General features: G+C 70.3%; 20 protein-coding genes. 3 read left to right on the forward strand and 17 right to left on the reverse strand.

What is annotated here, in order from left to right:
• Positions 1-49: 49 nt before the first annotated feature.
• The 12 genes from AB0O01_RS35145 to AB0O01_RS35200 form a co-directional block, all read right to left on the reverse strand.
• The gene (locus tag AB0O01_RS35145; protein ID WP_365319991.1) at positions 50-4,969 is read right to left on the reverse strand and encodes a trypsin-like peptidase domain-containing protein; all 4,920 of its coding nucleotides are present in this window, start codon (positions 4,967-4,969) and stop codon (positions 50-52) included.
• Positions 4,970-5,548: 579 nt separating this feature from the next.
• Positions 5,549-6,691, reverse strand: a complete 1,143-nt coding sequence (locus AB0O01_RS35150; RefSeq protein WP_365319993.1) for a hypothetical protein — start codon at positions 6,689-6,691, stop codon at positions 5,549-5,551.
• Complete coding sequence (locus AB0O01_RS35155) at positions 6,688-6,996, reverse strand: DNA-binding protein (RefSeq protein ID WP_365319994.1); 309 nt, start codon at positions 6,994-6,996, stop codon at positions 6,688-6,690. Before AB0O01_RS35155 ends, AB0O01_RS35150 begins: the two co-directional genes overlap by 4 nt.
• On the reverse strand, positions 6,993-7,751 hold the full coding sequence (locus tag AB0O01_RS35160; protein WP_365319996.1) for a hypothetical protein: 759 nt from the start codon (positions 7,749-7,751) through the stop codon (positions 6,993-6,995). The genes AB0O01_RS35155 and AB0O01_RS35160 overlap by 4 nt, the downstream gene beginning before the upstream one ends.
• Positions 7,752-8,031: 280 nt before the next feature.
• Positions 8,032-8,850, reverse strand: a complete 819-nt coding sequence (locus AB0O01_RS35165; RefSeq protein ID WP_365319998.1) for a hypothetical protein — start codon at positions 8,848-8,850, stop codon at positions 8,032-8,034.
• Between the two features lie 191 nt (positions 8,851-9,041).
• Positions 9,042-9,794, reverse strand: a complete 753-nt coding sequence (locus AB0O01_RS35170) for a Crp/Fnr family transcriptional regulator (RefSeq protein WP_365319999.1) — start codon at positions 9,792-9,794, stop codon at positions 9,042-9,044.
• Between the two features lie 147 nt (positions 9,795-9,941).
• The gene (locus tag AB0O01_RS35175; RefSeq protein ID WP_365320001.1) at positions 9,942-10,190 is read right to left on the reverse strand and encodes a hypothetical protein; all 249 of its coding nucleotides are present in this window, start codon (positions 10,188-10,190) and stop codon (positions 9,942-9,944) included.
• Positions 10,191-10,424: 234 nt separating this feature from the next.
• The gene (locus tag AB0O01_RS35180; RefSeq protein WP_365320002.1) at positions 10,425-11,312 is read right to left on the reverse strand and encodes a hypothetical protein; all 888 of its coding nucleotides are present in this window, start codon (positions 11,310-11,312) and stop codon (positions 10,425-10,427) included.
• Positions 11,313-11,438: 126 nt separating this feature from the next.
• Positions 11,439-11,885, reverse strand: a complete 447-nt coding sequence (locus tag AB0O01_RS35185) for a hypothetical protein (RefSeq protein WP_365320004.1) — start codon at positions 11,883-11,885, stop codon at positions 11,439-11,441.
• A gap of 270 nt (positions 11,886-12,155) precedes the next feature.
• Positions 12,156-13,127 (reverse strand): hypothetical protein, encoded by a 972-nt coding sequence (locus tag AB0O01_RS35190; protein WP_365320006.1) that lies wholly within the window; start codon positions 13,125-13,127, stop codon positions 12,156-12,158.
• The gene (locus AB0O01_RS35195) at positions 13,124-13,546 is read right to left on the reverse strand and encodes a peptidase inhibitor family I36 protein (protein ID WP_365320007.1); all 423 of its coding nucleotides are present in this window, start codon (positions 13,544-13,546) and stop codon (positions 13,124-13,126) included. The genes AB0O01_RS35190 and AB0O01_RS35195 overlap by 4 nt, the downstream gene beginning before the upstream one ends.
• A 23-nt stretch (positions 13,547-13,569) precedes the next feature.
• Positions 13,570-13,971, reverse strand: coding sequence for a peptidase inhibitor family I36 protein (locus AB0O01_RS35200; protein ID WP_365320009.1), 402 nt, complete (start codon positions 13,969-13,971; stop codon positions 13,570-13,572).
• A 186-nt stretch (positions 13,972-14,157) separates the two neighbouring features.
• On the opposite strand from AB0O01_RS35200, the gene AB0O01_RS35205 reads away from it, so the two are divergent.
• From AB0O01_RS35205 to AB0O01_RS35215, 3 genes are read left to right on the forward strand one after another with little or no spacing between them, the layout of a single operon-like run.
• Positions 14,158-15,573: a peptidoglycan-binding protein gene (locus tag AB0O01_RS35205; protein WP_365320010.1), complete on the forward strand. Its 1,416-nt coding sequence runs from the start codon at positions 14,158-14,160 to the stop codon at positions 15,571-15,573.
• A 5-nt stretch (positions 15,574-15,578) separates the two neighbouring features.
• On the forward strand, positions 15,579-16,298 hold the full coding sequence (locus tag AB0O01_RS35210; RefSeq protein WP_365320012.1) for an ABC transporter ATP-binding protein: 720 nt from the start codon (positions 15,579-15,581) through the stop codon (positions 16,296-16,298).
• Entirely contained in the window at positions 16,295-17,569 is a 1,275-nt protein-coding gene (locus AB0O01_RS35215; protein WP_365320014.1) for an ABC transporter permease, read from the forward strand. The genes AB0O01_RS35210 and AB0O01_RS35215 overlap by 4 nt, the downstream gene beginning before the upstream one ends.
• A 45-nt stretch (positions 17,570-17,614) precedes the next feature.
• On the opposite strand, the gene AB0O01_RS35220 is transcribed toward AB0O01_RS35215, so the two are convergent.
• From AB0O01_RS35220 to AB0O01_RS35240, 5 genes are all read right to left on the reverse strand, one after another.
• Complete coding sequence (locus tag AB0O01_RS35220) at positions 17,615-18,505, reverse strand: hypothetical protein (RefSeq protein WP_365320016.1); 891 nt, start codon at positions 18,503-18,505, stop codon at positions 17,615-17,617.
• A gap of 12 nt (positions 18,506-18,517) precedes the next feature.
• On the reverse strand, positions 18,518-19,366 hold the full coding sequence (locus tag AB0O01_RS35225) for an XRE family transcriptional regulator (RefSeq protein WP_365320018.1): 849 nt from the start codon (positions 19,364-19,366) through the stop codon (positions 18,518-18,520).
• A gap of 32 nt (positions 19,367-19,398) precedes the next feature.
• Positions 19,399-19,632 carry a hypothetical protein gene (locus tag AB0O01_RS35230; RefSeq protein WP_365320019.1) on the reverse strand — a complete coding sequence of 78 codons (234 nt, stop codon included), beginning with the start codon at positions 19,630-19,632 and terminating at the stop codon, positions 19,399-19,401.
• 451 nt (positions 19,633-20,083) lie between these two features.
• A complete protein-coding gene (locus AB0O01_RS35235; protein WP_365320020.1) occupies positions 20,084-20,314 on the reverse strand; it encodes a hypothetical protein in 231 nt (76 codons plus the stop codon).
• A gap of 51 nt (positions 20,315-20,365) precedes the next feature.
• A complete protein-coding gene (locus AB0O01_RS35240) occupies positions 20,366-20,593 on the reverse strand; it encodes a hypothetical protein (protein ID WP_365320022.1) in 228 nt (75 codons plus the stop codon).
• Positions 20,594-20,978: the final 385 nt, after the last annotated feature.

The raw sequence follows: 20,978 nt of genomic DNA on the forward strand, positions 1-20,978 counted from the left end.
CCCCGCCGACTTCCCACCCGTTTCCCATTTGTGACTTAACCTGAATAAGTCAATCAGGATCGTAATCCCGCGAGTTGTAGGTGTCCAGGGCCTTCTGTAAAAAGAAGGCGTTCCATTCCTTTTTCTTCTCGTACCGCTTTCGCAGCGCCTCGAAACGCGCCCACTCCGGGTCCCGCTCGGGCAGCTCACCGGCCGCCCGCGGCACCCGCACCCAGCGGATCACGGCGCGGACCCGGGCCGCGTAGACCGCCCAGGAGGCATAGGCGTCCGGGTCCTCGTCGAGCAGGGTGAGGGCGATGAGTTCGGCCTCCTCGGCGGCGTCGACGGCCTCGTCGAGCCGGGCCACGGCGAGCAGATGCAGCGCCTTGGCGACCAGGGCGCTGCCGAGCCCCGCGGCGGGGTCGTCCTGCCGGTTGGGCGCCGTGGGGCCGGCGGCGCGCGCGGCACGCAGACGCGCCCGGTACTCCTCCTCCGCCGACACGGCATCGGCCAGGGCGTTCCCGTACTCGCCGAGCCCGCTCCACACGAAGGACCGCTCGATGCACCAGGTCGCCAGATGCCGGGCGACGGCATCGGACGCCCCGGACGACCCACCGGACCCACCGGACCCACCGGAGGCCCCCACCGCCTCGACCCGTCCCCCCGCCCCGTCGAGCAGCTCACCGAACCGCTCCAGCGCCTCACGATGCCGACCGCTCCCCCGCAACGCCCGCCCCAACTCGCCGATCACCAGCAGGGGTTGTTCCCCCGCCCGCTCGTCGCCCGGCACACCCCGGAACAGCTCCAGCGCCTCGGTCAGCGGACCGATGGCCTCCTCGGGACGCATGACCTCCAACAGGGTCAGCCCCTTGTGCCGCAGCAGCGTGGCCCGCGCGGTGGACAGTTCGGGGTCGTCGGCGCACAGCTCCACCCCGGCGTCCAGGTCGGCCAGTGCCCCCTCGGGGTCGTCGTGGCGGCGCCGCAGCAGCGCCAGATGCCACAGCGCGTCCGCGTGGGCGAGCACCAGCGCCTGAGCCCCCGCGACCACCCGCCACCCCTTCCCCTCCCCGCCCCCTTCCCCGATCCCCTCCCCCTCCCCTTCCCCGATCCCCTCCCCTTCCCGGATCCCCGCCCCGGTCCCCTCCCCCTCCTCCGGTCCCATGAACTCCCGCCGAATCGTCTCCTCCGTATAGGAGATCGAGACGCCGGGCGGGCGCCCCAGTTCCTCCAGCAACCCGGTGTGCTGCTTGACCAGGGTCGTGATGAGCGCGGGCGCGGCCCCGGCGACGACGCCAGGGAAGCGGCGCAGATAGGCGTCCGTCCGTTCCAGCACCCCCAGCGCGGGTACGGGGGCGCCCGACTCGTGCAGCAGGGTGGCCTGGCGGAGCATGATCCGCAGGGCGGTGGGCAGCACCTGCGCCGGGGCCCGCTCCATCACCGTTCCGGTGGCCGCGCGCACCGCCCGGTCGATGGTGCGCCGGGCGGCCTCCGTCTCGCCCAGTTCCTGCTCCACCGCCACGGTCTGCTCGAAGTCGCGGAGCAGGGCGAGCAGCGTCACGGGCCCGGGGTCGCTGCTGAACGTGCCCTGCCGCAGCCCGGTGGCCTCACGGGCGTACCGCAGCGCGGTCCGCAGTTCGTCCCGCGTGTGCCGGTCGTCGGCGATGGACCACCGGCTGAGCCAGCCCAGCAAATCCGACTCGTGGTTCGGCATCTCCACCGGGTCGTCCTCCGAGGCGAGGAGGGCGAGGGCCTCGCGGGCCGCCGCGATCGCCCGGGGCCGGTCCTCGGTGGCGAGCCGGCTGGCGTCCTCGTACAGCACGAGGAACCGGTGGCCCTGGCTGGACTCGGTGCCGGGGAAGCGGTCGCGGAGCTGCTCTCCCCACAGTTCGCCGATGGCGGCCCAGCCGTCCCGGGCGGAGCGGGCGGCCCGCAACTGCGCCGCGTCCGGCAGCATCTTCATCAGCCGGTCGGGCAGCGGCACCCCCTGGGCACGCAGCGAGTCGAGTACGTGCAGCAGTACCAGCCCCGCCCGGCGGTATCCGGCGTCCACCTGCTGCACGGCCATCACGGCGGCCTGCGAGCCGAGGTTGCGGGCGGCCTCCTCGTCGCCCGCCTGCTGGGCCATCTGGGCCCGTGCGACGAGCAGCAGCACGAGCGGCGGGACCACCATCATGTGCTCGCGGCGGTACATCCACCGCAGGAGTTCGATGGCGTGGTCCATCCGGTGCTCGACCTCGGCGACCGGTGTGTCCTCGGCGACCCAGGCGGCCAGCGCGCGGGCGGTCAGTACGGGGGCGAAGGCGAGCGCGTAGACGTCCCGGTGCCCGGCGACGTCCTCGTCCTCCATCAGGGCGCGGTAGCCGGAGTCGGCGATGCTGAGGGCCTGGTGCACATGTCCCTGGGCGAGCAGGATCATGGCCTTGGAGGCGAGGGTGAGCGCGCGGAACGTCGACCGTCCCTCCTCGTCCTCGGGAATCGCGCGGGCCTCGGCCACGGACCGGTCGATCAGCGCGTGCGCCTCCTTGATGCTGCCGTTGAGCATCAGTGCCTCGGCGGTGGCGATGAGGCCCTGGAGCGCGGCGGAGCGCGGCTCGTCGCCGATGCGCCCCCACTCGATCGCCTTGCGCCCCGCGGTGACGGCCTCCCGTGCCATGCCGGTCTCGGCGAGGGCCGCGCTCAGCGCCACGTACGCGTCACGCAGCCGCTGGCTCCAGCGTCCGCCGGGTTCGCCGCGCTCCAGTTCCTCCAGCCGTCGGGTGCCCTGCCGGATGTGCCCGAGGGCGACGACCGGTTCCCCGGTGACGAGCAGATGGCTGCCGAGCGCGACCAGCGTCTGCGGGTCGAGCTGCTTCTCGGGGATGCGGGTGAGGACGAGGGTGGTGATCGGGGTGAGTTCCACACTGGCCTCGGGGAGGGCGTCCGCGACGAGATGGAACAGCGAGTCGTCCCCCGCCTCGACGAGCAGCTCCTTCAGTACATCGACGAGTTTCCCGCCCACCAGGGGCGCGAGCCGCACCGCGAGCGGAATGCGCTCCGCGCGCGCCCGGTCGTCCATCAACAGCCGCCGCAGCAGCGGCTCCACCTCCGCGGAGCTGTGCTGAAGGGCACGGGCCAGCACGGTGAACGCCCGCTGCCGCCGATGATCCGGCAGCAGGTCCAGGGCACCGGACGCGAGAGCGAAGCCGGCGGCCTCCGGGCGGGCGGGGTCGGCCCCGAAGGTCTTGGCGACATGGCGTTCGCCGATCAGGTCGGGGCGCAGCGAGGCCCAGTACTCACTCGCGTCGACGGCGTACGGGGGATAGAGCCCGGCGAGCCACTCGGCGATCTCGCGGTCCTGGGGGGCGGGGTACTCCAGCACCCCGGCGATCAGCGCCCGTGCCGCCGGCAGGTCGTCGGCCCCGCCGAAGGTGGCGAGCGCGACGGCCCGGTCGGGCAGGTCGAGGCCCACGGGGTGCTGGAGCACCCGCTTCGCGCTGCGCCGCCAGAACCGCCACCGCTCCCGGTCGAGAAGGGCGTCGATGACCTCCACATCGGCGGTGACCGCGCCGAGTCCGGCGCCGTCCATGATGCGGTGCCGGTCGCCCTCGGCGGTCGCGACGACGGCGAGCAGGGCGGCGGTGTGGATCTGGAGCAGCGGCGGCCGGTCCCCGGGGGCGACATCGAGCCGCGCGCCGGGAACCGGTTCCCGCAGATGCCGGGCGAAGGCCCGCACGGACAGGGTGAACTCCTCCTGCTGGGCCCCCCGGTTCCGCTCCGGATCATGATGGACGGCGAGCGCGGCCAGCCGCTGCACCCCACCCCGCAACCGCTCCGCGAACCCATGGTCATCGATCTCGTCCCCCAGCACGGCCGGCCACCAGTCCTCGGAACGCCGGGCCAGCAGCAGCACACGCAGCGGCGCCGGGCGGTCACGGAAGTGCCGCACCGCAGCGTTCAGCAGTTCCCCCAGCCGGGGGAAGTCCTCGGCGTAGTCGACCACCACCAGGGCGGGTTCCTCCAGCGCCGCCAGCCGCCCCAGCCGGTCGTCCAGGGCGTCCGGTGCCCTCAGATCGGCGCGGTCGAGGAGCCCCGACACCCACCCCGCGTCGTGCCGGTTATCGACGAGGGCGAGCGCGGCACGGGTCTTGCCGGTGCCGGCCGGCCCGGTGACGAGCCGTACATCGACCCCGTACCGCCCGCGCTCGCACCACCGGACCATGTCGGCGAGCCAGTCGTCCCGCCCGTGGAAGGGAACGACGCCCAGCTCGGGCCGGAGCAGATCCGAGTAACCCCGTGCCCCTTCCACCACCCCCCGCCCCGGCCCCTTCGGCCGCCGCAGGAAGTTCCCGAGCCCGGGAAACAACGTCCGCCGCCGGGCGTCGCGCCACCGCCGGTCGGGCAGGGCGAACGGCTCCAGCTCACCGGCGAGCTGCGCCAGCGGGAACAGCCACCCCCCTTGCGCGACCCGCGTGTCGGCACTCCTCTTGACCACCGCGCAGACCCGCCCCGTCCGCGGATCGAGCACGGGCGCCCCGCTCATCCCCGGCACCACGGTCTCGGCCCGCACCTGGAGCAGCACAAACCCTTCATAGGGAATGACACCGGCATAGCTGTAACTACCGAGATCATGGACGGACCTCCCGGCGGCATACCGCTCGGTCAGCCCGACCGACCGCAGTTCGGTACCGCGCTCGATGGCCTCGACGGGCCCGAAGTCCAGCTCCGCACAGGGCTGGAGCGTGAACGACGCCCCCTCCAGCACCACCACGGCCAGATCGGGCAGCGGATACAGCCCGCCCCCCACCGGCAACTCCTCCGGAAACCGCCGATGCACCCGCCCCGCCCGCGACTCACCGCCCCACCGCACACTGCACTCGTCCCCCGGCACGACATGCGCGCAGGTGAGCAGAATCCCGGGCCCGATGAAGAACCCCGACCCCACGGCGGCCCCACACCTGATCTCCGCGACGACCTGCTTCAGCAGTTCGTCAACACTCTCCCCACTCGTCATACGGCACCCCCCGATGCTGCGTGACGCAATTACCCACCACCGAAGCCGACAAACGCGACCAGGGCCGCGCTGTCGACGGGGAGTTGGGCTGGGTCGGGTCCCTGGAGTCACGTAGGTGGATGGCGGGCGGCCGGACGGCGATTTGGATGCACTCGCCCCGTCTCCTGTGCTGCAACGGCCCTTGAACCCGGCCAGTTCGGTGACGCCGTCCCTCGTGCAGAAGGAGGCGCTGGCCCGGCTGTGGCACGACGACTCCCGGGTGCGGGTCGGCACCGTGGACGCCTTTCAGGGTGGGCAGCGCGATGTGATGGTGGTGAGCCCGGGACGCAGGGCGGCACCGACGCCGCGTCGGGCCGACCTGCTGACCGGGCTGCCGTCGGGGGGCCGCGGAGCGAACGCGTGCCCGGTGGGGCGGACGGTACGGGTACTCGCATGGCGGATCGACGAGGGTGGGGTGGGGTTGGCGAGGTACTCGACTGAACCCGCCCTGGCCGCACGGCGAAGAACCGTAGACGGCATCCCGCCGTCGGCGGGATCCGGACCCTCCGAAGAGGGTCCGGATCCCGTTGGGAGCGCGCGTCAGACGGTGGGCCCTTGCCCCTGCACCAGCTCACGGGCCTTGGAAGCCCACTCTCCCATCCTCGCGATGGCCGAGGTCAGATGCCTCGCCGCCGCAGAGATGTTCTTCACCGGCTTGCGGAGGTGGCGACTCAGTCGGGACATGGCCGCAGCCGAGGTGCTGAAGAACCCGATCTGCGTCAGAGCCTCCTGGGCGGCCTCGTCCAAGGCCATCAACTGCTCCAGAAACTGCTCTGCGCCCTCTCCGCGTTCGTCAGGGGGCGTCATCTCGATGAGCCCGAGCGCGGCCCGGATTCCGCTGTCCAGCATCACCATTCGCTCCGCGAACGTGCTGGCAACGGTGTTCAGTTCATCGGCCGGTGCGCTGAGGGTCTCCGCGTAGCGGGCAACAGCGACGAGCCGCGCACTCGCGGGAGCGCTCGCCTGGGTCAGGTCGATCAGCTCGATGCTGGACTGCCTGGTCAGTGCACCAATCGTCTCGGTGGTCTTCGCCACCGCCTCCATGTCTGCGGTCATCTCATCCAACTCGCCCTCGATCACGGCGAAGTCGTCGAGCAGACCAGGTGAATCCTCGTCCTCCTCCTTCCCTCCGCTGCCGGGCTCCACGGCGGAGTCCGGTCCGTCCCCGACCTGGAGTCCGCGCAGCACCCGGGCCGGCGTGAGCAGTCCGAAGCCGTCCCGGAGCCCGGCTTCCACAGCACTCTCGATCTCCTTGCGCGCTCCGGCCAGATGACTGCGGGTGCGCTGGTAGCGAATCGTCCTGATCGACGCGATGTCGAAGGGGAGTTGCCCGGCCTCCCCGATGTGGATCGTCGGCTTGCCGGTGATGTGCCGCAGCCCCAGCTCGTACATGACATTGGGGTTGCCGCCGCTGACGTCCGCGACGACCAGGTCGGACTCGACGACGTACCGGCAGATCTGCTCGGTGATGTCACCGGCCTGGGTGATGCCGTCCGCGCGCACGGCGCTGATGCCGTACTTCTCACAGGCGGGGGCGATCACCTGCTCGAAGATGCCGAGGTGGTGCTCGTACGACTCGCGCTCGGGGCTGCCGTGCGCGGCGTGCGGGTCGCCGATGGGACCGACGACGAAGCACTTCAAGGGCTGGTCGGACTCGTGCGGGAGCGTCTGTGAGGTGATCATGAGAGGACCTCCGGGCTACGGGGGTGGGTGTCGTGGGGTGGGACGGCGGGCGCCGCGTCGTCGTCCGGGGGGACGGCGTACACCGGCAACTCCTCGATACCGAGGGCACGCAGCAGACCGGCGGTGGGAATGCGGTAGTGGTCACCGAGCCGTAGTACGGGGCACGGGAAGGCGTTGAGGCGGATGAGCTTGGACGCCGTGGCGGGGCAGATCCCGAAGGCGCGGGCTGCGGTGCGCAGATCGACGCACAGGGGTAGGTCGAGGGCCTCCGCGAACCCGAGTCGCCGACTGGGCTGCCCGGTCACCGCAGGGCTCCCGCAGGGCGCAGGACGAGGGTGCCGATGAGGTCCGCCTCCTCATGGCGGCGGGCCCGGGCCACCAGGTCGGACAGGCGAGCGGCGCTGTGCCCGCCGTCCTGCCGAGGGCGCTGCTCGACGAAGCGGAGTGTGGCGTACAGGCCCTCGGGGCGGGGCGGGGGCGTGATGTGCACCTCCCATCCCTCGGGCGAGCGGGGTTGCGTCTCCGCGGCGAGCGGGGAGTTGCGGGCCTCGGCGCAGGCGGCTATGTCGGCCACGGGGATCTCCCGCGTGACGCGCCTGGCGTAGGCCCACATGCGGTTCACCGCCCCCTTGACCAGGCGACGGCCCGTGTCCGGGCTGTCCGGGTCCGCCGAGTCGAGGACGGCGAGGACCTCGAGAACGGCCTCCGCTTCCAGGTCGGCCCGATCGATCGACGGCCAGAGGCGCAGGACGCGGTGCAGATTCCGGTAGAGCCCGGGAAGGGCCAGCCAGACGACGAGCAGCCGAGCCGCGCTGCCGTCGCCGCCCGGTGGCTCCCGCCGTGCCTGGGTGACGGCCTGTCGCCAGACCGCCGCCCCGAGCGCCGCGTCCCGCCCGGGGCCGTAGAGAGCACGCCTGCTCTCCTCCGGGGAGAGAAGAACCGTACGCGGTCCCGCATGCACCGTGAGGGACGGTCGCCCGTCGTCGTCCACCCCGAGGACGCCCAGGTCGATCCGGGCGAAGATACCGGTGTCGACGCTCGGGAGTTCGGTCGATGTCATTTCTCCTCCTTTCCGGCCCCGTCGGGCCGGGGCAGGTGCGTCAGGGCGTCAGCGGCTCGGCCGCAGGCACGCGCGAGATCGGACAGGGCCGAGCTGACTGCCGTGTGCCAGGGCGGGCCGCTCGGCTGCGCTGCCCCGCCCCGGCCCAGGGATCGGCCGGCGGAGAGGGCGGGCGGGTGGAAGTGAATGCCTCCGTACACGGTGTGACCCACGTTGACTCCGAAGTCCGCCCACTGGATGTCCGCCCGCTCGCGCCGGAACGGGGCCCGATGGGGCGCCGTCACCGGAGCGGCCCGGAACCGGAAGACCCGGGGAGCACGGGACCGGATCGTCCCGAGGGCAGGGGCAGACCGACGGCGAGTCCGCCGAAGACGTCCCCGCCGACGGCGGCACCCTGGTGGACGTACTGCGACAGCCTCGCCCTGTCCGGCGCGCCGGCGTCCGGCGCATGCCTCGGCTCCGGCGCCTCGGCGGCCACGGCCGCCCGCACGTCGTCCGGTCCGTGTCCCGGCACGCGGACCCACCCGTAGCCGCCGAACTCCTTCACCCTCACATGGACCCGCACATACTCGACGGGATCGAGATCCGGCCGTCCGGACCGTACGACGTCCTGGTACAGCCGGTCCGACACCACCACGGCGAGATCCGCCGCGGTGAGACCGGCGAGCGCGGCCTTGAGCGGGGGCGCGTTGACGTACCGCGCCACGGCGACCGGTGCGGGACCGGCGTGGCCGAGGGCGGCGTCCTCGGCCACGCCCGTGTCCACGGCCATCCGCAGCCTGACCCGATGAGCGACCGGACGGTCGTTGCGGTCCCGGAGGCGGACGGCGAGATGATGGACGAACGGGCCCAGCACGGCGTCTTCCGGCGTGGCCTCGGGAAGCACGGCGAACTCCAGGTCGCCCTGCGGCTGACGCGTCCAGGCCGCCCTGTCCAGACCGGTCAGCGCCGCCGCTTCCTCCAGGAGCCGGACCAGTTCGGACTGGACGGCCGACTGGGCCCGGGTGTCGAGCCGGCTGTACTGCTCCACGTCCACCGCCAGACACAGACGGCGGCGCGGCGGACAGGCAGGCGCCCGGGGAGGAGAGATCTCTTTCATGACAACTCGCCACCTTCCAGGGGGGGTTGGGTGCGGTGCACGCCAACTGTGGGCGGAAGGGGCATGAGCCCTCCACAATGCCGTATGAGTACGAGATTCTTGACATGGCTGCCCGTGCCGTGCAGGGAGCCGGGCTCACCGGGACACGTCCCCCTGGCCGGCGGGGGCGTCACGGACTAAGCGCAGCGCGTTCATCGGCGCCGGGCCGGTCGCCCCCTTCGAGCGGTGGGCGTACGCAGCAGAGCCACCTCGCGCAGCCGGGCCATGTCCCGCACGACGGTCCGCTGTTGCGATTCGGTGGAGATGATCCCGCTCCTCCGCAGCCGAGTGAGGGCCACATGGACGGTGTCCGGGGCGCACGCGGTGAGAGCCGCGAGCTCCGGCTGAGACAGACACACATCGATCCGCGCCGTATTCGGGTCGGGCTTCCCGTAGGGGCGAGCAGGTCCCCCGTATGTCTCCGCGAGTTCGACGAGCACGCGCGCCAGCCTCACCTGCACCGGATACCGGCCCAGTTCCAGGCGCAGGCGGTCGGCCCGGCGCAGTCTGGCGGAGAACACGCGGTTGAGCGCCATGGACACTTCGGGGTGATCGTGGAGGAAGGAATCCAGTTCGGCACGGGGAACGAGGCTGGCGCACACAGCGCCGCACGAGGTGACCGTGGCCGATCGGGGGCCGACTCCCATGGCCGTGCCCTCGCCCAGCACGTCCTCGCCGATCCTGATGTCGACCAGCGATTCCCGGTCACGGTCCAGCCGGACGGTCACCTTCACCACGCCTTCGTGGAGGACCACCAACTCCTGCGCTGTGTCCCCTTCGTGGAGGATCGCCTCTCCGACTGCGTAGGGGCGTCGTCTTCCGAGCCCGGTGAAGGCCGTGCGCGCTTCGGGCAGCAGATGGGGGAGGAGGGTCACGCGGCCACGGGGGTTCGAGACGTGCGTCATCCGTACAGCTCAGCACCCGGTCACCGGAGAGCTGAACGCTTCCACCCGGTCCTCCGGTGCGACGGAGGCACACCGGGGCGCATGCATCCGCGCACGCCGGAGGTGTCCGGGCAGGGGAGAGCCCCACGGGCCGCGGCAGGTTCCGGTTCAGCTCCGCCGGGAGTCGTCGATCGCCGCTGCCAGGTCGTAGGACCCGAGCAACGGCGGTCGGTCCAGCAGATGGAGGATCCGGAGCGACGCATGGGTGACGACGCCTGGGCGTACGCGCGGACGAGCGGGCGGCCGGTGTGGCGGGCGTCGGCCGCGCAGCACGACGCACACCACACCGGCGGCCTCGCGGACGTCCTCCCCGGGATCGTGGAAGAACCGGACGAGTGTGTGAGGGGCCTGCGCCATGTCCCGGGTGTTGAGGAGCCGGTGGGCACATACGTCTGCGATTCCCTGCCGTGGGGGTGTGTCCCTCCCGGCGAGCACCTTGGCCGGCGGCTCCGGTGTCTCCCGCTCCCTGGCGGCCAGGGCGGCGATCCGGCCACCGGTGCGGGGATGGGGGCATGTGTCGCGTCAGCGGTCCGGCCGACGCCGGGTTCCGTGCGTCATACCTTGACGACACCCGCATTCAAGATCAGCGGATCATTCGACCCGGCTGCTGATCTCCTCTGCTTCCGCCATGACCTGGATTCGCTGCGCGTTTGCCTTCTCCAAGGCCGGGAGATTCTTCGCTATCTCCTTTTCCTGAATCCCTGTCTCAACTTTCTGCCAGATGGAAATCAAATCGGTTGACACTTTGCACGAATAATCGGCAGACGCGATCCGCAGTTCGGCCGGGCTCGGCTCCGGTGTGGTCAAGTCGGCCTTTGAGAGAGCCTCCAGCGGGCCCGTGTAGGAGTGCCCCTTCTTGGCCATGCAAGCCGACCAGTCCGCGGTGGCGGCCTTCACCTTTGGATCCTTCAGGGACTCCATGAAGCTCTTACTGCTGATCTGCCGGGCGATCGGGGAATCCAGGGAGCGTTCGCCGATGAGTTCCTTCCGGGCAGCAGCAAGGCATCCAGTTGGTCCATTCATGGCAGCTTTCTGCGAAGCTGACATTTTTGGAGCGGACGTTGCCTCGCCAAACCATCCCGGAGGAAGATGGTAGCCGTAGGCGTTGACATCGGATTCGATGATCGGCCCGTAACGCCGTCCGACCTCATAGGGGTCGGAACGGTTTTCGCGACCGTCAGGGGGAGCGGTATGTTTTACCGGCGTGATGTTTTGCTGCTGTAGGCAAGAGTTTGCCAGGATCAACGTCGCAGGATTGATCTCTGACATGACACTCGGCGTCAGGAGATATTTCTGCACGGGCAGGGGGAGCGGATTGGCCTCGGCTTCGGGAGCCGGCTGTGCCGGGCCGCTGTGAGAGGGCGTGTGCGTGCGCCCCTCAGGAGCTGATTCCTGGGAAGCACGGTCGGGACCGCTGTCGGGAGCCGCGCATGAAGACAGCGACAGCATGGTGACCGCAGCGATGGCCGCGGTGAGCATATGTGTGGCGTATCGCATGATCCATCGATTCTCTGCCCGCTCGACAGTCCGTAGCGAACCGCGGGACGTTTCTCAACAGGTACGCCGACCCTGACCGCTGAGATTCGGTCAGGGTCGGCGCATCGTTCACGGGCAGCCGGCCTTCAGGGACGCGTTCTCGTTGTATGTGTACCAGAGCTGCCCATAGGAAGTGCCGCCGAAGTAGTCGATGTTTCCACCGTAGTTGCTGTTGTAGTAGACCCACATAGAGCAATTGGTGCCGTTGATCTCCCCCGACGCGGCGTTGTTCTTCACCGACTGCCCCGCACCGGCGCCAGAAGAGTCGAAGTAGTAGTTGGCGAGATCCGGTATCGCGAGTGTCACCTGGACACTATTGGCGTTGAAATAGCGGCTGAACTTGGCTCCGGACTGGCCCGAATTGTAGTAGAGGCAGATATTGCTGTAGGCGCACCTTCCGGTGCTCCCGTATGTATCCGACGAGTTATGGGTCTCGGCGACCGAGACACCCTGTGCCGCCCCCAGAGACGTTGCCAGAAAAGCGGCACCAACCGTGAGAACCCTCTTTACGTTCAACTTGAATATTTCCCTTCCCTTAGACGTTCTATTTACCGGATCAGTAATTACCGGATCGGTAATTACCGGCCATGGATACCGAGGACTCGAAGACCGGTGACCTCCCCCAGGGGCTTGCCGTCGGACGGCAAGCCCCTTGCCCGCCGCAGACCTCGGCAGGAGATGAGGAGGAAGCGGTGCGAGGTACTGGTCCGGACGGACGCCGTGTCGAGTCCGGACCGGGCTCAGAACATCAGGGCCATTCCGGCGGCCTCGACGCTCGGCACTCGGTCAGCCCCTCTTCGCCAGCAGTTCGTTCGCCTTGGCCAGCGCCGACTTCCAGGTGTCACGGGCCGCGGACAGCTCCGTGATGTTCGTTTCGATGAGCTTGTTCTGGTGCTCGGACTGCACGGACGAATGGGCCCGGACGTAGTCCACCCGCTGCTTGCACTCCACGTCCATGGAGGCGACGGTGATCTCGCGTGGCTTCGCCGTTCCCGCGACGTCGCTGTCCTCGCTTCCCTGGCCCCCCTCGCCGGCCGTCCACTCCGGATCGCCGGCGGCGGCCAGCGGGTCCTTGTAGTGGTAGCCCGACTCCTTCATACAGGCGGCCCAGCGCTGGTTGAGGCTGCTGACCCGGGGGTCGTTGGCCGCCAGCTCCGAGGCCTGGAGGTTCACCTTGGTGAAGGTGGCGTCGAGGGTGGCGGCATCACCCAGGCCCACCTTCCGGCGTGTCTCACCGAGGCATCCGCCCTCGGGGACGTTCTTGCCGTTCACCGATGATGGGCCGTCGCCTTTGTAGAGGGTCATGGCGGCGGGTGAGACATCCGCGTAGTGCGCGCGCTGCCTCGCCGACTCCTGCTCGGCCTGGCCGGCCGTCATCCCCTTCGGAAGCGGGGGATGGTAGCCGAAGACGGCCACCGATTCGGGGTCGGTCACTCCATAGAGGCGGGCGTTGGAGTTCAGATTGCGGGGAGTCGGCGGCAGCGGCGCCGGCCAGTCGAATCCGTACTCCTTCATGCAGTCGCCCGCCAGGGTGGCGACGGCCTGATTGAGTGCCTCCCGCTCCTGCGCGGTGACGGTGTACGGGTCCAGGGGCAGGCTGATGGCGACGCCGCCCCAGGTCTTCGACGTCTGCGGCTTGTAGGACTGCGCGTCGGCGGCGGATCCCCGGGATTCCTCGCCGGATGAGCACCCCATGAGCGTCACAGCGAGAGAGGCGACGAGGAGCAGCCCACCCGTTCTGTTGCGCGGGACGATCATGCGGGGCAGTAGGCGTTGCTGCTGAAGCAGTGGGAGGAGATCGCGTCGTCGGTGGCGCCGTCCCAGAAGATCGACATGTCCCACAGGGTCAGACCCGGATCGGCGTGCACGCGCAGGCCGGTGTAGTTCTGGCCCGTCCAGACCTCGATGGAGTTGACCGAGTCGCGATTTCTGACGGAGGAGACCGTGTTGTCTATCAGCACCGAGGTGCCGTAGTAGGTGGAGCCGTTGTAGTTGGTCTTGCTGTAGATCGTGTCGTACAGCGCGCCGGTGAAGTTCGCGTAGCGGTACAGACAGATCTCACCGCCGACGCTCTCGCACGAGCCGTTGTAGCTCGCGGCGTCGGCGGTTCCGGTGACACCGGCGATCAGCGCGGCGGTGGCGGCCAGGGCGGCGGCGGCCCTCTTGAGGTTCTTCATGGTGGACCCTTCGACGGGATCGGTCAGATCGGGCAGTAGGCGTTGCTGCTGAAGCAGTGCGACGAGGCGATGTCCTCGCCGTAGCGGAGCCACAGGCCCGCCGGGAGGTACTCCAGGGTTCCGGTGTAGTTCTTGCCGGCGTAGAACCCGACGTCGTTGACCATGTCCATGTTCTTGGCCGACGACATGGTGTTGTCGATCAACGTGGACGTGCCGTAGTAGGTCGAGCCGTCGTAGTTGGTCTTGCTGTAGAGCGTGTCGTACAGCCCGCCGGCGAACTCGTAGGTGCGGTACAGGCAGATCTCACCACCGCCGCTGCTCTCGCAGGAGCCGTTGTAGCTGCCCGCGACGGCCGTGCCCGCGCCGCCGACGAGTAGTGCGCTCACGGCTGCCGCCGCCAGAGCGATGCCTCTCATCCTTGGCATGAACTCGTCCTCCTCTCGATCGGCGACCGAGTAGATCAGTCGACAAACCAGCACTTCAAGGGTGACTTTGAGCCAGAACGGCGGGAAATAAATGATGTTGACGATCGTTCGAAGCGGGTGTTCCACTGACGGGTGCTCACGCCGCCCACCAGCGGCTCAACTACGTTTCAGCCCCAGGGAGTCGACGTGCCGGACGAGGGTGGGCAGGGCGGTATCGCGCCTCGGCGCAGGGCGCTGGCCCTCCTCGCGGTGGGTGCCCTCGCTCTCTCCGGGGTGGGCCTGTGGGGCGCCTCGCTCGTGCAGTCGCCGGCGCAGGCCGCGGCGGAGGCCGCCCCTCCCGAGCCCGATGTCCTGACCGCACCCGTCGAGCGCCGGATCCTCTCCGACACGGTGGTGACCCGGGGAACGGTGTCCGCCTCGCAGACCGTCGACATCTCCCCCGCGGCGTCCGCCCAAGAGGGCGGCAAGCCGGTCGTCACCAAAATCCTGGTGCGGGCCGGCGCGACCTTCAGGGCCGGCCGGGTCCTCATGGAGATATCCGGTCGGCCGGTGTTCGTACTGCCCGGCAGCCTGCCGGTGTACCGGGACCTCAAGCCCGGCGCCCACGGGGAGGACGTGGAGCAGTTGCAGAAGGCCCTGGACGGTCTTGGCCACAGCACGGGCGGCGACCGGAAGGGCGTCTTCGGTCCCGGGACGAAGACCGCGGTGACCGCCTTCTACTCCTCCATCGGCTATGACCCCGTACTCGCCGGTGGCGGCGGAGGCGAGGAGGGTGATCCGGTCGAGGCGGCCCGCGGCGAGGTGAAGGCCGCCCAGCGCGCGCTCGACGGGCTGACGTCGGACACAGCGGACGCGGAGGCATCGGGCGACGAGCTGAAGTACGCCCGCGAGGACCTGGCCGAGGCCCGGGAGAAGCTGGCTGCCGCGGAAGCGGTGTCGGGCGCCGTCGTCCCCGCCTCCGAGGTGGTCTACGTGTCCGGCTTCCCCGCCAGGGTCGACGTCGTCAACGCCAGGGTCGGCGGCGACATCGGGGAGAGGCCCATGACCGTCTCCGCGGGCCGGCTCGTGGTGAAGGGTTCTCTCGCCGCCCACGAGAAAGGCTTGATGAGAGCCGGGCAGAAGGTACAGATCCTTTCCGAGACCACGGGGCAGGAGGCCACCGGCGTCGTCGCCTCGGTCTCCGAGGCACCGGTGACCGCCTCGACCGAGGGCGGATCCCCCGGCGACACCCCTCAGGGACAGGGATACGCCCTCGAAGTGCGGCCCGACGACGACCTGCCGACGACGCTCGCGGGCCAGGACGTACGGCTCACCGTCGAGGCGGCGACCTCGGCCGGCAAGGTGCTCGTGGTTCCCGTCTCCGCGATCTCGGCCGGTGCCGACTCCCGCACCACCGTGACCGTCCTCGGAGACGACGGCACCCGCCGCCGCGTGGAGGTCCGTCCCGGTACATCGGGAGACGGATATGTGGAGGTCACCCCCGTGGGCGGACGGCTCTCCGAACGGGAGCGGGTGATCGTCGGCGTCGCCGCGCAGGCCGGAGCGGGGGCCGGTGACGGCGGCGCCGGCGGCGACGCGGAGGTCCCGGGGGCCGAGAAGTGACAGGGATGTCAAAGGGCGCCACGGACGCGGAACCCACCCCCGAGGACGTCCCCGTCCTCGACTTCAGGGGTGTGGCTCTCACCTATCCCGGCACGCCCCCGGTCGAGGCGCTGCGCCCCTTCGACCTCACGATCCGGCGCGGCGACCACCTGACGATCGTCGGCCCGTCCGGCTCCGGAAAGTCGACGTTCCTCAACATCGCCGGACTCCTCGACCGGCCGAGCGGAGGCACCTGCCTGCTCGACGGCATCGACACCGCCGGACTCAGGGAGAGTGAGCGTGCCGGACTGCGCGGCAGCCGCATCGGCTTCGTTTTCCAGAGCTTCCATCTGCTGCCCCACCGCTCCTCGCTGGAGAACGTCATGCTGGCCATGACCTACAACGGCGTACCGCGAGCCGAGCGGGTCACCCGGGCGCGTGAGGCACTCGGCCGGGTGGGGCTCGGCAACCGCGTCGACGCCGTCCCCACCCGGATGTCCGGTGGAGAGCGGCAACGCGTCGCCATCGCCCGGGCGTTGGTGAGCCGGCCGTCGCTGCTGCTGTGCGACGAGCCGACCGGAAACCTCGACACGACCACCGCGGAGCAGATTCTCGGACTGCTCGACGAACTCCACACGGACGGCATCACCCTGATCGTCATCACGCACGATCCCGCGGTGGCTGCCCGGGGCAGGCGCACCCTGACCATCCGGGACGGCTTGTTGCACGAGCTGATCACGGCATGAGGCGCCTCGCCCGCGCCGCGCTCCCGGGGCTCCGGCACAAGCGCGCGGTCGCGGTCCGTGTGTCGCGGCTCTCCCCACGCGACCTGCTGGCCGAAGCGACGTCCGGGATGCTTCAGCGTCCCGGCCGCTCGGCCCTGACCGCGCTCGGTACGGTCCTGGGCGTGGGCACCTTCGTCGCCGTGCTGGGTCTGACCTCCACCGCTTCCCAGCAGATCGATGAGCGTTTCAACGCCTTGACCGCGACCGAGGTGACGATCGAGGACACCGGCGGTGAGCAGCCGGAATATGTGGAGAACGCCTTCCCGGCCGACGCGGACGCCCGCATCGAGCGACTGAACGGGGTGCGCGACGCGGGCGTCTACTGGTCCGTGCGGCTGCCGGAAGGGCGAGGAGTACGGTCGGCGCCCTTCGGTGAGACCGGCGAGGAGACCCGGAGTCAGATCATCGCGGCCTCCCCCGGCGTCCTGGAAGCGGCGGGCCCGGACCTCCAACAGGGCAGGATCTTCGACGAGTACCACGACCGGGAGGCGCAGCAGGTCGCCGTGGTCGGTTCCGGTATGGCGGCCCGGCTCGGTATCAGCACCCTGGAGACGGCACCCGCGATCTTCATCGGCGCGGACGCCTTCACGGTGGTCGGCATCGTGGAGGAGGTCGACCGGAAGGCGGACGTGCTGCTCTCTGTCGTGGTCCCGCGCACCACCGCCGAGCGGGTCTGGGGCGGTCCCCGGAGCGGCAGCCGCGCCAAGATGCTGATCTCCACGGATCTGGGCGCCGCCCAGCAGGTGGCCGACCAGGCGGCCCTCGCACTCGATCCCGCGCACCCCGACCACTTCCAGGCCGTTCCGCCACCCGACCCGAGGGCTCTCAGGACGGCGGTGACGTCGGATCTCGACCAGCTCTTTCTGCTCCTCGCGGCCATCTGTCTGCTGATCGGCGCAGTGGGTATCGCCAACACGACGCTGGTGGCCGTGCTGGAGCGCACCGGAGAGATCGGCCTGCGCCGCGCACTGGGCGCCCGCGGTCGCCACATCACCCTCCAGTTCCTGGCCGAATCGGGAGCGCTGGGCACGCTCGGTGGGCTGGTCGGCACGAGCCTGGGCACCTTCGCCGTCATCGGCACGGCGATGGCGCGCGAATGGACTCCGGTCATTCATCCCGTCACCGTCGTGGCGGCCCCCGCCATTGGCCTCCTGACCGGCGTCGTCGCCGGGCTCTACCCGGCCTGGCGGGCCAGCCGTATCCAGCCCGTGGAAGCGCTGCGGCGCTACTGAGCGCCGCCGCACTGCCGAGGTCGGCCGCCCCGACGGGCAGCCCGTCTACACCTTCTGATGATGAACGCCTGAACCCTTCCCGCTGGGAGTTCCCGCCCGGCGGACGAGTGGGGGTGCCGTCGGCCGGGGGTGTGTGCGGCGGAGCCAGGGGAGAGTGGCGGTGAGAAGCCATTCGACCTGTTCGGCGAAGTGGGGTTCGGGTACGGGGATCTCGATACCGGGGTGGCGGGCGTAGTGCCGGGCGGCGTTCTCGGCGACGTAGTGGGTGAGGGCGTTGATGCTGTGCCGCATCGGGCGGGCGCCGAAGACGGTGGTGAGCCGGTTGAGGGTGCGCAGCACGGTGGGGAGGCCGGCGTCGAAGGAGACGCATTCGGGTGGGCTGGTGCCGACGATGGTGAGGGTGTCGGTGCCGGGCTCGGGGATCGTGGTGTTCTGGCGGGCCTGGCGGTGGTAGAACTCGGCGGCGTGTGCCTCGCCGCGGGAGCGGTGATAGAGGGAGAGGGTGTGGCAGGCGGGCGGGTGGCCGTCGCCGGCGGCGTACTGCCACCAGAACCGGGCGCCGTTGTTGATGCCGGCGACGTGCAGGGCACAGCCCAGGAGCCAGGCGGAGTGCAGGTCGGGCATCTGGTCGGTGAGGAAGTCCAGGGTGTCGCCGCGGATGGTGTCGAGGGCGGTGGTGCACAGGATCAGCAGGTCCTGGGAGCTGCCGGTGTCACCCGTCGGGCCGCTCTGGCGGTGCGGGTTGCCGGCGGTTCCGCGGTGACCGGGACCGGGCGTGGCCGCGGAGTGGGGGTGGGCGTCGGGGACGGGACGGGCGGGTGGGGCCAGGTCGTCGTGGTCGGGGTAGGGGGCGGGGTCGTGCGGATGGGTGTCGTCGGGGATGCGGGGGCGTGGGTGCAGGCGGGCGCGGGCGAGGAGCTGGTCGATGGCAGTCATGGGGGGTGAGGTTCACTCCGGAGTGGGAGGGGTCAGGAAGGTCTCCACGATGAAGCGGGCGTGGTGGTCGACGGAGTGCGTGTATGCGGGGGTGTGGCCGAGGACCTCGGCGATCCGTTCCTGAGGCAGGCCGCACAAATGGCGCAGGACGGCCACGTCCATATGACTGTCGGACAGTCTGGTGATCGCGTCGAACAGGTCGATGAGTTCGGCCAGGTCGACCAGGTGGCCGGGGGTGGTGGCGTCGTGGAGTTCATGGGTGGAGAAGACCGCGGCTCTGAGGTCGAGCCGGCCGTCGTGGTGGCGGGGGGCGCGGGTCATGACGCGGGAGCGGAACAGTTCCCAGGCGTAGTGGTGGAGGTTCTCGTTCGTGGTGGCGTCGTCCCACAGGACCCAGAGCATGTCGAAGCTCTCGCTGATGACGTAGTTCGTCCTGCTGTCCGTCAGCAGGAAGGCGCGGGCGTAGTCGGCGTAGGCGGCTTCGACCCGGAGGGTGAACCCCACATAGGCCGGAGGGGGCAGCTCGCCGGGGTGGGCGACCTGGTCCAGGCCGTTGCGGATCCAGTCCTCTCCCCTGCCCGCCTCGCGGGCGGCGGCGATCCACAGTCGGCGCAGGGGCGGGATGGGCAGATGAAGGGAGCGCACGATGCTGAAGACCATCTCCCAGGCCGGGAAGTAGGCGAGGCCCCGCAGGAGTTCGCTGATGCGGGTACGCGAGTAGCCGGAACGTTCCACGACGACGTCGAGGGTGGTGCCCTGGGAGAAGAGGATGGTGCGGATGGGTTCGAGCAGGGCCCGGTGTGCGGGCCCCGCGTTCGGGTCGATCGGGGCCGGCGGTCGGCCGCGTTTCGGCCCGGTCACGGGCGGGGGCTTGGCCGGCCCCGGGGAGGGCATCACTGTGGCGCCTCCTGCCCCGCACCTGGACGGGATCCGGTAGGCCCGGCCTGCGATCCGGTGGGCCCGGCCTGCGGCAAGGGGCCGAGGGCGGTCAGGGACGGGATGAACCGCTGGACGAGTAAGACCAGCGAGGGCAGCGGGACCGCGGCTGCGGCGGCGTGCCCGAGCACGGCTATCACCGTGCTCCACAGGAAGACCGCTACCGGGACGGAGACGGTCCACAATTTCATACGCGACATCGCACTCGGTTTCTGTGAGCGAAGCAGCAGCAGCCCTTCCCGGCACCGGTGCTGAAGCGGCGCCGGGAGGGGATCGCCAGAATGACCCCCCTCTCCCCCGCCACGCCACGTGATCGCCGAATCACGGAAAAATCAGCGCCGATGCCCCCGTCATGTCGCCTCCCACCCCGCGGCGCCCGGCCGTACGGGCCGCGAGTTCAGCACTAAGGGGTGGAAACATCGCTTCTGCCCACCACCTGTGGGGGTTCCTGCATCATGGAAGGGACGGGCGCCGTTCGACGCCGCACTCCGTGTGGCCCCCTGTGCTGAAGCACCACCCAAGAGGGGGCCGCACGACCCATCCTCCCCAGCCGCTTCCCTCACAGCCTGCCTGCGCCCGCGTGCGGGAGTCGGACGCGGGCGCAGGGTGGCGGGCGGGGTCAGGTGTAGAGCCTCGGCGGGGTCAGCCGTAGAGCTTCTTCGAGGACGTGTAGTTGAGGACTCCGACGCCGGTGCAGGTGCCGACGTGGGTCCGGCGTTCCTGGCAGTCGGACCATCGCTGGTAGCGGTTGACGGTCCAGGTCTGCTTCCGGATGCCCCGCTTGGCGACGAACATGCTGTGCGCCGGGACGGTGTAGGTGATCGACCGGGCGGTGCTGATGCTGGCGGACAGCTCGTTCTCGAAGCCGGTCATGGCGGAGCCCTCCTCCTTGTTCTCCTGGTTGATCTGTGCCCGTGCCTTGCGCTACGGGCCGGTGAGGCCGTGCAGTTCACCGGAGACCCGGCCTCGGGCGGAGAAGGTCCGGGTGAAGGGGGCCTGCTCCTGCTGCCGGGTGGAGGAGCCGTCGCGCCAGGTGACCTTCTCGGGGGCACTGTCCCAGCCCTCGCTGAGCGGGGAGGGCGTGACACGGTCGACGGGCTCGCACCGCTCGCCACCGTCGGCCTTCGAGGAGACTTGCCGGGACGCCGCCAACGACCGCATCCGACCGGCGCCCGGAGCAGCGGTGCCCAGCCGTGGACGGAACCGTCTGCGGCGGCCGGGCAGTGGGCATGGCGCGCAGGCCTGCCCCGGCACTCGGCACCCGGCACCCGGCACCCACCGGGGATCACCGCCGTAAGCGGGCTTGCAGTGAGCCCGGTGGCGAAGGCGCTGTTCGGGCAGGGGCGACGGCTGGTCGGGGGCTGCGCCTGTGTGGGTCGGAGCCCCTCTCGCCCCTACGCCCGAGCCGGTGGTGCGGATCGGCTGCCGCGATGCGGGTCACGTCCTTCCCACCTGAGCCGGAACCCGCAGCAACCCGGCGCGACGCCCTTCGCCGGTTTCCGGGACCGGATCTCCACCGGTCCCGGAAACGACCCGT

The organism is Streptomyces sp. NPDC093252, from assembly GCF_040683675.1.
Lineage (GTDB): Bacteria > Actinomycetota > Actinomycetes > Streptomycetales > Streptomycetaceae > Streptomyces.

Bases quoted from the DNA above. Each gene is read 5' to 3' on its own strand.
- AB0O01_RS35145 (WP_365319991.1), bottom strand. From the start codon at position 4,969: ATGACGAGTGGGGAGAGTGTTGACGAACTGCTGAAGCAGGTCGTCGCG.
- AB0O01_RS35170 (WP_365319999.1), bottom strand. From the start codon at position 9,794: ATGACGCACGTCTCGAACCCCCGTGGCCGCGTGACCCTCCTCCCCCAT.
- AB0O01_RS35160 (WP_365319996.1), bottom strand. From the start codon at position 7,751: ATGACATCGACCGAACTCCCGAGCGTCGACACCGGTATCTTCGCCCGG.
- AB0O01_RS35165 (WP_365319998.1), bottom strand. From the start codon at position 8,850: ATGAAAGAGATCTCTCCTCCCCGGGCGCCTGCCTGTCCGCCGCGCCGC.
- AB0O01_RS35195 (WP_365320007.1), bottom strand. From the start codon at position 13,546: ATGAAGAACCTCAAGAGGGCCGCCGCCGCCCTGGCCGCCACCGCCGCG.
- AB0O01_RS35220 (WP_365320016.1), bottom strand. From the start codon at position 18,505: ATGACTGCCATCGACCAGCTCCTCGCCCGCGCCCGCCTGCACCCACGC.
- AB0O01_RS35210 (WP_365320012.1), top strand. From the start codon at position 15,579: ATGTCAAAGGGCGCCACGGACGCGGAACCCACCCCCGAGGACGTCCCC.
- AB0O01_RS35190 (WP_365320006.1), bottom strand. From the start codon at position 13,127: ATGATCGTCCCGCGCAACAGAACGGGTGGGCTGCTCCTCGTCGCCTCT.
- AB0O01_RS35230 (WP_365320019.1), bottom strand. From the start codon at position 19,632: ATGAAATTGTGGACCGTCTCCGTCCCGGTAGCGGTCTTCCTGTGGAGC.
- AB0O01_RS35175 (WP_365320001.1), bottom strand. From the start codon at position 10,190: ATGGCGCAGGCCCCTCACACACTCGTCCGGTTCTTCCACGATCCCGGG.
- AB0O01_RS35235 (WP_365320020.1), bottom strand. From the start codon at position 20,314: ATGACCGGCTTCGAGAACGAGCTGTCCGCCAGCATCAGCACCGCCCGG.
- AB0O01_RS35150 (WP_365319993.1), bottom strand. From the start codon at position 6,691: ATGATCACCTCACAGACGCTCCCGCACGAGTCCGACCAGCCCTTGAAG.
- AB0O01_RS35215 (WP_365320014.1), top strand. From the start codon at position 16,295: ATGAGGCGCCTCGCCCGCGCCGCGCTCCCGGGGCTCCGGCACAAGCGC.
- AB0O01_RS35200 (WP_365320009.1), bottom strand. From the start codon at position 13,971: ATGCCAAGGATGAGAGGCATCGCTCTGGCGGCGGCAGCCGTGAGCGCA.
- AB0O01_RS35180 (WP_365320002.1), bottom strand. From the start codon at position 11,312: ATGCTCACCGCGGCCATCGCTGCGGTCACCATGCTGTCGCTGTCTTCA.